At 58.8% G+C, this 11,978-nt stretch carries 13 protein-coding genes; 6 read left to right on the forward strand and 7 right to left on the reverse strand.

Annotation, left to right across the window (positions count from 1 at the left end; genetic code table 11):
- The 4 genes from AC33YF_RS01290 to rsmA form a co-directional block, all read left to right on the forward strand.
- Window positions 1-1,132: LPS-assembly protein LptD (locus AC33YF_RS01290; protein WP_491775383.1), on the forward strand; the 1,132-nt coding region annotated here is incomplete at its 5' end.
- Between the two features lie 41 nt (window positions 1,133-1,173).
- Window positions 1,174-2,067 (forward strand): SurA N-terminal domain-containing protein, encoded by an 894-nt coding sequence (locus tag AC33YF_RS01295; protein WP_491775384.1) that lies wholly within the window; start codon window positions 1,174-1,176, stop codon window positions 2,065-2,067.
- A gap of 42 nt (window positions 2,068-2,109) precedes the next feature.
- Window positions 2,110-3,138, forward strand: a complete 1,029-nt coding sequence (pdxA, locus tag AC33YF_RS01300; protein ID WP_491775385.1) for a 4-hydroxythreonine-4-phosphate dehydrogenase PdxA — start codon at window positions 2,110-2,112, stop codon at window positions 3,136-3,138.
- Entirely contained in the window at window positions 3,135-4,007 is an 873-nt protein-coding gene (rsmA, locus tag AC33YF_RS01305; RefSeq protein ID WP_491775386.1) for a 16S rRNA (adenine(1518)-N(6)/adenine(1519)-N(6))-dimethyltransferase RsmA, read from the forward strand. The genes pdxA and rsmA overlap by 4 nt, the downstream gene beginning before the upstream one ends.
- Here the strand turns inward: rsmA and gmk are convergent.
- From gmk to fabD, 7 genes are all read right to left on the reverse strand, one after another.
- Window positions 4,004-4,648, reverse strand: a complete 645-nt coding sequence (gene gmk, locus AC33YF_RS01310) for a guanylate kinase (RefSeq protein WP_491775387.1) — start codon at window positions 4,646-4,648, stop codon at window positions 4,004-4,006. The genes rsmA and gmk overlap by 4 nt on opposite strands.
- 9 nt (window positions 4,649-4,657) lie before the next feature.
- Window positions 4,658-5,545: a YicC/YloC family endoribonuclease gene (locus AC33YF_RS01315; RefSeq protein WP_491775388.1), complete on the reverse strand. Its 888-nt coding sequence runs from the start codon at window positions 5,543-5,545 to the stop codon at window positions 4,658-4,660.
- A gap of 147 nt (window positions 5,546-5,692) precedes the next feature.
- On the reverse strand, window positions 5,693-6,901 hold the full coding sequence (mltG, locus tag AC33YF_RS01320) for an endolytic transglycosylase MltG (RefSeq protein WP_491775389.1): 1,209 nt from the start codon (window positions 6,899-6,901) through the stop codon (window positions 5,693-5,695).
- A gap of 417 nt (window positions 6,902-7,318) precedes the next feature.
- Window positions 7,319-8,584, reverse strand: a complete 1,266-nt coding sequence (fabF, locus tag AC33YF_RS01325; protein ID WP_491775465.1) for a beta-ketoacyl-ACP synthase II — start codon at window positions 8,582-8,584, stop codon at window positions 7,319-7,321.
- A 111-nt stretch (window positions 8,585-8,695) separates the two neighbouring features.
- Complete coding sequence (locus AC33YF_RS01330) at window positions 8,696-8,932, reverse strand: acyl carrier protein (protein ID WP_491775390.1); 237 nt, start codon at window positions 8,930-8,932, stop codon at window positions 8,696-8,698.
- A gap of 251 nt (window positions 8,933-9,183) precedes the next feature.
- Window positions 9,184-9,921 carry a 3-oxoacyl-[acyl-carrier-protein] reductase gene (gene fabG, locus AC33YF_RS01335; protein ID WP_491775391.1) on the reverse strand — a complete coding sequence of 246 codons (738 nt, stop codon included), beginning with the start codon at window positions 9,919-9,921 and terminating at the stop codon, window positions 9,184-9,186.
- Window positions 9,922-9,952: 31 nt separating this feature from the next.
- On the reverse strand, window positions 9,953-10,894 hold the full coding sequence (gene fabD, locus AC33YF_RS01340; RefSeq protein WP_491775392.1) for an ACP S-malonyltransferase: 942 nt from the start codon (window positions 10,892-10,894) through the stop codon (window positions 9,953-9,955).
- Window positions 10,895-11,245: 351 nt separating this feature from the next.
- On the opposite strand from fabD, the gene rpsF reads away from it, so the two are divergent.
- Together rpsF and rpsR are read left to right on the forward strand one after the other, a co-directional pair.
- Entirely contained in the window at window positions 11,246-11,710 is a 465-nt protein-coding gene (rpsF, locus tag AC33YF_RS01345) for a 30S ribosomal protein S6 (RefSeq protein WP_491775393.1), read from the forward strand.
- Window positions 11,707-11,952: a 30S ribosomal protein S18 gene (rpsR, locus tag AC33YF_RS01350; protein ID WP_491775394.1), complete on the forward strand. Its 246-nt coding sequence runs from the start codon at window positions 11,707-11,709 to the stop codon at window positions 11,950-11,952. The genes rpsF and rpsR overlap by 4 nt, the downstream gene beginning before the upstream one ends.
- The last annotated feature ends 26 nt before the right edge of the window (window positions 11,953-11,978 follow it).

The following is an 11,978-nucleotide window of genomic DNA, read 5'->3' on the forward strand; positions in this document are numbered from 1 at the left end:
CGCGGACGGTACCGACTCGAACCGGTTCATCATGGAAGCCAACTGGCGTCGGCAGATGATCGACGGCATCGGTCAGGTCTTCACGCCGTTCGGCCGTTTGCGCGGCGACGTCTATAGTCTCGATAATCCTGGGGTTCTCGAGCTGGGCGGCACCGAGGATGTCACCATCGACGATCCGTACAGCGTGGTTTCGGACAACCGCGACAACGGCACGATCTGGCGCGGCAATGCCGTCGCCGGCCTCGAGTACCGTTACCCGTTCGTCACCACGACCGGAATGGTCACGCACACGATCGAGCCCATTGGACAGATCATCGCCCGTCCCGACGCCGTCGGCGACCAGCAGGAGATTCCCAACGAGGATGCTCTCAGCCTCGTGTTCGACGATACGATCTTGTTTGATATCGACAAGTTCTCCGGTTACGACCGCATCGAAACCGGCACCCGGGCGAATGTGGGCTTTGGGTATACCGCGCAGCTTCTAAGCGGCGGCTACGCACGCGCGGTGTTCGGACAGAGCTACCAAATTGCCGGAGACAATGAATTCGACAACGTCTTCTACCAGAACAGCGGTTTGGCGACGAGCAACTCCGACTACATAAGCGGTGTCTACATCCAGACAGTACGTGGCTTTGCCTTCACGGGCCAGGCACGTTTCGATCAGGATAACTTCGACATGGTGCGCACTGATCTAGGCGCCAACCTCAACTATGGCCCAGTGCAGGCGCGTGTTAACTACGCGAAGGTGCCAGGCGTCCTCGATCCGGATGACATTACGCCAGGTCTGACAGACACGGTCGGCGTAGGTAACGGCGTAGACGTGGTAGACGTGGACGACAGCCAGGAAATCCTGGTCGCCGGCGCTCTCGCCATCACAGATGAATGGTGGCTGCTTGGCAATCTTCGCTACGATATCGAGGACAATCAAACCATCACCGATGGGCTCGGGCTCCGCTGGCAGGACGACTGCTATCGTATGGACGTGACCTACCAGCGCTCGTTCATCCGCGATCAAGACATCGAACCAGACGAGCGCTTCCTCGTGAGCTTCGCCTTGAAACATCTCGGTCAGTACCAGACAACAATCAACTCCGGCGTAAGCGGAGGCGATGACTCAGGATTCTTCCAGTGATCAGACGTCGAACGACATCATGGAGGAACAGCTTTGCACTAGTGGTCGGCATACTGCTCCTGCTTGGCGTTGTCGGCGCTCAGGCTCAGGACGTCTCAATCAAGATCCTGGTGAATGACGATCCGATCTCCGATTACGATATTTCTCAGCGTTCGCGATTTATGCAGCTGACAGCTAAGGCGCAACCGGGCCCAGAGCTCGATAGGCAGTCGACCGAAATGCTCATAACGGAGCATCTTCAGATTCAAGAGGGCCGAAAGCTCGGGATCACGCCAAGTGAGGCGGAAATCAACCGAGTTCTGGAAGGCATGGCCGCGCAGAATAATCTCGACGTAAATGGCCTAGCGACGGCCCTAAAGAGCTCTGGCGTTAGCATCCAGACCCTCAAGAACCGTGTTGGCGCCCAGATCGTTTGGCAGCGCTTCGCTATGCAGAAGTTTCGTCGCGAAGTAGACGTTAACGATGCCCAGATCGACGAAGCGTTGGCCCTATCGGGCGGCGGCTCGTCCTCGGGCGGCATCAAACAACTTCGGCTCCCGTTAGCCAGCGGCGCGAACCAAAAGACTGTCGCTGCGAAGGTCGCTGAGGCGGAGAACCTGCGGGCTAGGTTCAGTGGTTGTGGGAGTGTCCAGAGCCTTGCCAAAGGTGTCCAAGGCGCGACGGTTCGCAACTTTAGGACCCAGGACGCGTCGATGCTGGGCTCCCCAGGTCGTATCCTTGTGCGCAACGCTAAGGTTGGGCAGATGACCCCACCGACAGTAACGCGGGCCGGCGTCGAGCTCTATGCCGTGTGCGCAAGTCAGTCGGCTGCGCCCACAGGCGGCCTCGACGTTCGCGAAGAGACCGAGCGGAAGATTATGAGTGAAGCAATCAGAGCGAAAGCGGACGAATATCTCGAGGAGGTCCGCCAAAAGGCGTTCATCGAGTACCGCTGAGGACGATGTTCCTGGGCAACCAGGCGTGCTAGGCACTTCCGCATGTCTTCCCCGATCGCAAAGCCCCTCGCTCTGACAATTGGTGACCCAGCGGGCATCGGTCCGGATATTACCTTGCTCGCCTTTTGTGCCCGCCACCGCGAGCGGCTACCACCCTTTATTTTCCTCGGTGATAGGCTGACTTTGGAAGACCGTGCCTCGCAGCTTGGCTTATCCCTTCACATCGAGACTGTGACGCGCCCCATCGAAGCAATCGAGCTATTTGCAGAGGCGCTGCCGGTTCTCTCAGTTCCTCTGCCAAGTCCCGTACGTGCGGGCAGCCCGGAGCAAGGTGCGATGCCAACTGTGATTTCTTCGATCGACGCGGCCGTCGAGATGGTGAAGTCGGGCGAGGCAAGCGCCGTTGTCACTAACCCGATCTCGAAGTCGCACCTATATAAAGCCGGTTTCAAGTTTCCAGGGCACACGGAATATCTGGCAGCACTTGCCGAAAAGAATGGACAGGTGCCGCACCCTGTTATGATGCTAGCAGCCGGTATCCTCAAAGTCATTCCGACCACCATTCATGTTCCGCTAAAGGATGTGCCAGGCGCGCTGACCTCCGAGTTGCTCGCAAAGACGATCGCCATCACGGACCACGATATGCGGCGGTGGTTCGGGCTAGCGAGACCTCGCATCGCCGTGAGCGGACTGAACCCACACGCTGGAGAAGAGGGAAATCTCGGCCGCGAAGAGGTTGATATGATAAGGAGTGCAATCGTCGCGGCGCAACATGCTGGTATCGATGTCAGCGGCCCCTACCCGGCGGATACGCTCTTTCACGCTGCTTCGCGCAAGCGCTACGATGTTGCGATCTGCATGTACCACGATCAAGCTTTGATACCGTTCAAGACACTCGCTTTCGAAGAGGGCGTCAACGTTACGTTGGGGCTACCGTTCGTTCGGACGTCGCCCGATCATGGAACAGCTTTCGATATAGCGGGGACGGGTAAAGCAAACCCAACGAGTCTCATCGAAGCGCTTCGGCTCGCCGACCGGATGAGCGCTCAGACCGCACCGGCCAGCGCATGACCACCCCGGATGGCCTGCCGCCTTTGCGCGACGTCATTCGAGAAGCGGGCCTCTCTGCGAAGAAGAGTCTCGGGCAGAACTTTCTTCTCGATTTAAATCTGACACGCCGGATTGCCCGATCGGCCGGGCCACTAGACGGCGTCAGTGTCCTCGAGGTCGGCCCTGGTCCTGGTGGCCTAACACGCGCCTTGCTCATGGAGGGCGCTGCGAATGTCATCGTCATCGAACGTGACGAGCGCTGTCTTCCGCCACTTCAAGGCATTGCCGCGGCCTACCCGGGTCGCCTAGAAATCGTAAGCGGAGACGCACGCGAAATCGATTTCCCGGCACTGCGGATCAAGAGACCAGCGCGCGTGGTCGCCAATCTTCCATATAGTGTCGGCACGTCACTTCTCGTGGGTTGGCTGAAATCTGAACCATGGCCTCCCTGGTTTGACAGTCTCGTGCTCATGTTTCAGCGGGAGGTCGCCGAACGCATCGTCGCGGCGCCAGGCACTAAGGACTACGGGCGCCTCTCAGTCCTGTCCCAATGGCGCTCGAACCCGCGCATCCTGTTCTCGCTGTCGCCAGACGCGTTTACGCCGAAACCCAAGGTCGCTTCAGCCGTTGTCCGCCTCGTCCCAAAAGAGGTCCCGGCACCGGCATGCAATATCGAGATGCTGGAAAGGGTGACCGCCGCCGCCTTCGGTCAGCGACGCAAGATGCTTCGCGCTAGCCTTAAACAAGTCACATCCGATCCGGAGCGGCTCTTGACTCGTCTTGGTCTCGATCCGAAGGCGCGAGCCGAAACCTTGCAGGTCGCGGACTTTTGCCGCATCGCAAACACGCTATCAGTCGAGCCCCCACAAACCGGCGCCGCTAACAATTAGAGTTCGGTCAGCAAGCCCTCGACGAAGCCTTGTAGCCCTGTGAGCCGCGATCTCTTGAGCCGCTCAGCCGCAAGGACCGCGTGCACCGCCTCTACGGACTTGTCGACGTCAAAATTGATGAGCACGTAGTCGTACTTATCCCACGCTCGAATCTCGTTACTCGCGCCTGCCATGCGGCGAGCTACGACGTTGTCGGAGTCCTGCGCCCTGGCCTTCAGCCGCTCTTCAAGAGCGCCGGCTGTCGGCGGTAGTACGAAAACGGAGACAACGTCTTGCCCTGCTTGCGTCCGTAGCGACTCCGCGCCCTGCCAGTCCACGTCGAACAGAACGTCACGACCCCGCTTTAGCGACTCTGCAACGGGCGCGCGCGTCGTTCCATAAAAATTGTCGAACACGAGCGCCCACTCTAAGAAAGCCTTTTGGTCGCGCATTTGCGTGAACGTTTGTTTGTCGACGAAGTGGTAGTCTTTGCCGTCCACTTCGCTCGGACGCCTGGGCCGCGTGGTATGCGAAATGGAGGCCGTAATCTCGGGATCCTCAGCAAGAACACGCCGCGCAATCGTCGTCTTCCCTGCACCCGATGGTGAAGACAGCACGAGCATGAGGCCGCGGCGATCGATCGTCTCTTTTGGAGAACTCATCTATAGGCCTCACTCAATGTTCTGAACCTGCTCGCGCAGTTGGTCGATCACAGACTTGAGCTCAAGCCCGATTCTGCTGACTTCAATATCAATGGCTTTGGAACACGTTGTGTTGGCTTCCCGGTTGAACTCCTGTGCAAGAAACTCAAGCTTGCGGCCGGCGGGCTGACCGCTGTCGATCAACTCCCGAGCCGCTGCCACGTGGGCCGTGAGCCGGTCGAGTTCTTCTTGAATGTCTGCCTTGGCTGCGAGGAGAAGTCCTTCCTGATATAAGCGATCCGGATCCATTGACGCGCCAGCCTCGTCCAACCGAGCGATTTGTTCCCGAAGCCGCTCCGCGATCAGCTCGGGCTGCTTCGACATACAGTCTGTCGCCCGAGCAACCAGCGTTTGAATCCCCGTGAGCTGAGTTCCAATGACCTCCGCAAGTCGCTCGCCCTCAGCAATGCGCGCAGTGACTAGTTGATCCAGCGCCGCCGATAGACTCGCGAGCAGCGCGGAAGCGAGTGCTTCCCGTCGCTCTTCGCTTTCCTCGGGCTCGGCAACCTCGACAACGCCACGCATGCCAAGAAGCGTGTCGAGTTTGGCCGGCTGAAGAAATGTTAGTCTTTGCGCCTGCTCAGCCACGGCCAGTGCCTCGCTAAGCGCAGTCTCGTTCAGTCGGATTTCCGGCTGGCCGGCCTCGCGCTTCAACGAAAGTGAGACGGTGCAATTGCCACGCACCAGCTTTTCTTGACACAGCGCACGGACCTGCGGCTCAAGCCGCTCTAGCCCGGGAGGCAAACGCAGACGCAAATCCAACGAACGGCCATTGACGCTGCGGACCTCCCAATGCCAACGAGCATCGCCGTGGCTTCCGTCGGACCGGGCAAATCCGGTCATGCTCCTCAAGGCCATTGGTCGTCCCCACCCCCACCCGGCTTTATGAGTGCCGCCGCGCGGACGGTCATTTGCGCGCTTTATACCCGAGTCGGAACCGAATCGCCCAAGACGCGATTACAACGTCGACTATTGATTGGAACCAGACGTCGAGCACAGGACTTGCTATCGGACCGGATTGCGCTGCGGCCATCCTACTGGACCGCCGGTTGCGGTGAGGCCGTCCTCGCCTTCCGGCAACAACATGCCGCGCTCTGCCGCCAACTTGGCCGCCTCTTCCTCGGCCTTCTGCCGCGCACGGATCTCGCGTTCGATTTTCCGCCACTTAGCGACTTTCTTATTGTGCTCGGCAAGTGTTTTCGAGAAGTCATGACCCCCCGTGCCATCGGCAACAAAATAGAGTTCGTCGGTCTTCGCTGGCTTAAGCACTGCCTCGATCGCAGCCCTGCCGGGATTGCCGATAGGCGTCGGGGGCAAACCATTGATTTGGTAAGTATTGTAGGGGTTTTTCTCCTTGAGCTCATCCCGTGTGATGGGATGATCTCGGTTTCCCGACCCACCAAAAATGCCATAGATGATGGTGGGGTCCGACTGCAAGCGCATACCTTTGCGAAGCCGATTATTGAAGACGGCTGCGATTCGTGGACGCTCTTCGGCCACGCCCGTCTCCTTCTCAACGATGGAGGCCAGAATTACGGCCTCCTCCGGCGTCTTGACCATGATGTCCGGGTCGCGTTCGTCCCAGACTTGAGCGAGGAACTTGCGGTGCGCGGCGTGCATCCGCTCAAGAATATCGTCCTTCGAGTCTCTTGTCCCGAAGCTGTATGTGTCGGGCAGCAAGGAGCCCTCTGGCGGTATCGCACTGACAACACCGTCTAGCTCTGCATTTGCCGAGATGCGCTTGACGATCTGCTCGCTGGTCCAGCCTTCCGGAAAGGTAATCCTGTACTGAACGGACTTCCCGTCGACCAAGGTGTTGAGCACCTCACGCATAGTCGCATGTTTGTCGAATTGATACTCACCCGCCTTCAGCGTCCCGTCGCCCTTGAGCCTCATGAAGTAAAAGATCGACGCCATGAAGATGCGCGTGTCCGAAATGATGCCTTCTTCGGTAAGCCGGTTCGCGATAGAGGTCGTGCTCGATCCTTTTGGCACGACGAAAATCGTAGAGATCTCAAGCGGACCCGGTCGATCGAACTCGACTTTCAGGAAGTAGAAGAAACCTGCAACCGCGACGAGCACAATAAGTACGAAGTTCAGCAACCCGTCGAACATTCGCAGCACCGGCCGCGAATATTCTTCTTCCTCGTCATGAGCCGGCAGCTCCGGCGGCCGCTGCGGCACAAGCGCCTCGGCGGGACTGTCTGCCGCCAAGTTTACCGGGGGACGTTGCGGCGCGTGAGGAGTACGCTGCGCCGCCAGGGGCGGTCGCTGGGCAGGTTGAGCCGGTCGTTGCGCGGCCTGAGTGGGATGTTGCGGCGCTTGAGGTGGATGTGGCGCAGCCTGAGGCGGACGCTGTGGCGCTTGAGCAGGCTGTTGCGGAGCTTGTGGGTGCGTTGTTTGCGCAGCTTGGGGCTGCCCATATGGGGTCCGATGTCCTGTGACGGGATCAACAAGGTATTTCCTGCCAGTCGCCGGATCGATCATGACCTGGCGACGGCCACCTTTCGGCGGAGGCGGTGGGGTGTTTCGCGACGATGTCATACTAGATGAGCGCGACCCTTAGAGTAATTGCGCCACTTTCCCAGCAAATATGGCGAAAGGGTGTTTAGCCCGACAACCATTGAAACGCTAGGCTGCGTAGCGACGCATCACTAATGAAGCGTTGGTGCCACCAAAGCCGAACGAGTTCGACAACACTGTGTCGATATTCCGTTGCCGCGCTTTATGCGGCACGAGGTCTATAGCGGTCGAGACGGAAGGGTTGTCGAGGTTGAGCGTTGGGGGGGCAATGTTGTCCCGGATGGCCAAGACAGAAAAGATCGCCTCGACTGCGCCAGCGGCGCCCAACAAATGTCCCGTCGCTGACTTCGTAGAAGACATGGAAACCTTGCCGGCGGCGTTGCCGAATAGGCGCTCGACCGCACCCAGCTCAATCTCATCGCCCATAGGCGTGGATGTTCCATGCGCGTTGATATAGTCAATATCGGCTGCGTCAATTCCAGCGCGCTTGACTGCTGCAGTCATGCACCGATAGGCGCCATCGCCATCTTCTGCCGGCGCCGTAATATGGAAGGCGTCACCTGAGAGCCCATACCCAATAACTTCGGCGTAGATGTTTGCGCCGCGCGCCTTGGCGTGCTCGAGCTCCTCAATCACGACGACCCCGGCACCCTCCCCCATAACGAAACCGTCGCGATCACGATCATAGGGGCGGGAGGCCTTTTGCGGCGCATCGTTGAAGTTGGTCGAGAGCGCACGACATGCCGCGAAACCAGCCAAAGACAGACGGCACACCGGAGACTCGGTGCCGCCGGCCACCATGACGTCCGCATCGCCAAATGCGACAAGGCGAGAAGCATCGCCGATCGCATGGGCGCCTGTGGAGCAAGCCGTTACGACCGAGTGATTGGGCCCTTTCAGTCCATGCTCAATCGAGACATAGCCGGAGGCCAGATTGATCAGACGCCCAGGTATAAAAAACGGGCTCACCCGACGTGGCCCCTTGTCGTTAAACAGGAGTGACGTCTTCTCAATACCCTGGAGACCACCGATGCCGGAACCGATCAGAACGCCTGTCCGGGTTTGATCTTCATATGACGTCGGCTGCCAGCCCGCATCGTTCAGTGCCTGGGTCGCAGCGCTCATGGCGTAGATGATGAAATCATCGACCTTGCGCTGTTCCTTCGGCTCCATCCAATCGCTCGGATTGAATGTACCGTTGCTGCCATCACCCCTCGGGACCTGACAGGCAACCTGACACGATAAATCGGAGACGTCGAAGTCCTCGATCCGCTTCGCGGCGTTTTCACTCGCCGTCAGACGCTTCCACCCCGCCTCATAGCCAGAGCCTAGGGGTGAAACTAGACCGAGACCTGTAATGACCACACGTCGCATCGCGGCTAAGCCAGATCCTTCGAAATTGGGTGTGAGGATCGGCCCCACCGGGCCGGATCGCTCGTGGTCTGAACTCATAGATCAGCAACCAGGCCGATCCAGGAGCCCGCACTAAGCCGAGTTCTTATCGAGAAATTTGATGGCGTCGCCTACCGTGAGAATAGTTTCGGCAGCGTCGTCCGGAATTTCGCAACCGAACTCCTCTTCGAAAGCCATCACCAATTCGACTGTGTCTAGGCTATCTGCCCCTAAATCGTCGATGAAGCTTGCGTTGTCAGTCACCTTATCGGCCTCAACACCGAGATGCTCGACAACAATTTTTTTTACGCGCTCAGAGATATCGCTCATATCCTCTTCACCGTCCCTTCAACTCTCAAATCCTTGTGGCCTCGCGTACCCCAGAGCACAAGCCCCCGGCCCAAGTCACCCTCTAATGGTTCTTCCGGAGGGTTGATCGCGGTGGGGCTGTTCTTTGTCAAGCCCCCGCAAACGGCCGTTTGCCTAACATACTCTAAATGACATTGCCAGAAGCCCCTAACTCGAAGACTGGTTTGCAAAAATTCACTTCACGCCCAGTACGATCGCCGTATCCAAGGCCTCTAGACCATGATCATCCCGCCGTTCACGTGCATTGTTTCGCCAGTGACGTAAGACGCTTCATCGCTTGCGAAAAACACGACTGCGGCGGCAATATCATCCGGCTTGCCGAAGGCTTGCGCCGGAATAGCGGCGGCAATAGCCTCGGTTTGCCTCTCGGTCAAGGCATCGGTCATCGGTGTGGAGATGAAACCGGGAGCAATGCAATTAGCGGTGATTCCACGCGCGGCGACTTCCCGGGCCAAAGACTTGGTCATGCCCACTAGACCGGCCTTGGAGGCTGCGTAGTTGCCCTGCCCTGGATTCCCAAAAACACCCGAAATCGACGCGATGTTGATGATGCGCCCACCCCTGCGGCGCATCATGCCACGGAGGACTCCGCGCGTCAGCGTAAAGACCGACGTGAGGTTGACCGCCAAGACATCGTCCCACTCTTCATCCTTCATACGCATAAAGAGGTTGTCCTTGGTGATGCCGGCATTGTTCACGAGGATGTCGACTTGGCCGAGGGCCTTTTCCGCATCCTCTGCAAGGGCAGCGACTGCTGCCCGGTCACGAAGATCGCAGGGCAGCACAGAAACGCGATCGCCGAGTTCGCCGGAAAGCTCTTCCAGCTTTGCAGCATTCGTTCCTGAAATAGCGACAGTCGCGCCTTGATCAACTAAGGCTCTTGCGATCGCCCCGCCGATGCCGCCAGTTGCACCCGTTACAAGAGCACCCTTCCCACTGAGGTCGAACATATTCGGGTCCCTCCCTAAGCTCTGCGCGCGTCTAGCCGTTCAATGCGGCTGCGGCGCTTTCCAATTCTTCAGGCGTCCCAATGCTGCGCGCCTCTACGCCATCGAGGCGCCTCGCCATTCCAGTCAGCACCCTACCCGAGCCAACCTCATACATCGCGTCAACGCCATTGCTCGCAAGAAACTGCATCGTCTCCCGCCAACGCACCATGCTCGTCACCTGCTCCACGAGACGAGAGCGAATGTCCTCCGGATCCATGATGGGTTCAGCCAAAACGTTCGCGACGAGCGGCACGGCCGGCGCAGATATCATGACTGACGCCAGCGCCTCCGCCATGACATCAGCGGCGGGTTGCATCAGCGCACAATGGAACGGCGCACTAACCGGAAGCAGAACCGCGCGGCGGACTCCGAATTTAGGCGCCAAGGCCACAGCCCGCTCGATAGCTGTTTTCTTGCCGGAGATAACGACCTGACCCTGAGCGTTGTCGTTTGCCGCCTGGCAACACTCGCCCTCGGACGCTGCCTCAGCTAGTTCCTGCGCCTGCTTTAAGTCAGCACCCAGCAACGCGGCCATGGCGCCCTCGCCGACCGGAACCGCATCCTGCATGGCTCGGCCGCGCGTCTTTAGCAGCCGTGCCGTATCGGCAAGGCTCAACGCTCCAGCTGCGGCCAGTGCGGCGTATTCACCCAAAGAGTGTCCTGCGACGTAGGCAACTTTGTCTGACAACGCGAAGCCCTCTGTCTCAAGAGCCCGCATCGCAGCCATCGAAACTGCCATCAGCGCGGGTTGGGCGTTCGCCGTTAGGGTCAAGTCCGCCTCCGGCCCTTCCCACATCAATGTGGAAAGCTTCTGGTCCAAGGCGTCGTCAACCTCGTCGAAAACCGTCTTGGCCGCGGGAAAGGCTTGGGCCAACGCAGCGCCCATGCCGACGGCTTGGCTCCCCTGGCCTGGAAAAACGAAAGCAATGGTCATGTTGTTAGAAAAAACGGCGTCTTGTTGGTTGGTATCCGGCCAGAGACACTGTTTCAATCTGACCTGTCAAGCGGGGCGAGATATTCGGCGCGTCTAGCTTCCCAACTGCCTTGCAAACCCCGCGCAAACCACTATAAGTCCCTTTTTTCAGTAACCGCTTCGGTCGGAGGCTGAACGGAGGACGGTTTCTGTGCCAGCGCTCGCGCGGCCAGACGGCAGGAAATATCCGCCCTCCCGTGTCTCCGCTCTTCTGGGCTTGCGCTCTTTAGAGTTGTTTCTTGGGCTTTTCCTTCATCGCGCCCATGACGAGGCTTCGCGCCGGAGCAAAAAAGAAAGAAGGAAAGGCAGACCATGCCTCTCTATGAGCACGTGTTCCTGGCACGCCAGGACGTTTCGACGCAGCAGGTCGAGGGCCTGCAACAGACTTTCCGTACTCTGATCGAGGACAACGGCGGGTCGGTCGCCAAGACTGAGTATTGGGGACTCAAATCTCTTGCCTATCGCGTGAAGAAGAACCGCAAGGCGCACTTCACTCTCCTGAACATCGACGCTCCTCACAATGCAGTGGCCGAGATGGAACGCCAAATGAGTCTCTCCACGGATGTTATCCGCTTCATGACCATTCGTGTGGATGAGCATGAGGATGGCCCATCTGCGATGATGCGCCGCTCTGATCGCGATGAGCGCGACGGACGACGTGGCCCGCGCCGTGACCGGGATTATGATCGCGGCGACCGCGGAGAACGCGCGCCCCGCGAATCTAACGCGGAAAAAACCGCCGCCCCCAAAGATGCCAACGAGGATGACTCCCAATGAGCACGACCGCGATGCAAGCTCGCCGCCCGTTCTATCGGCGGCGTAAGACCTGCCCCTTCTCCGGCGACAAGGCTCCCAAGATCGACTACAAGGACGTCAAGCTCTTGCAGCGTTACGTGTCCGAGCGCGGCAAGATGGTGCCGAGCCGCATTACCGCAGTTTCCGCAAAAAAGCAGCGCGAACTTGCGCGCGCGATTAAGCGGGCACGGTTCCTTGGTCTTCTGCCTTACTTGATTCAGTAAGTCCGGGGACCAAGGGCGAGGGCCTG

The sequence above is a fragment of the Methyloceanibacter sp. genome (assembly GCF_058506495.1).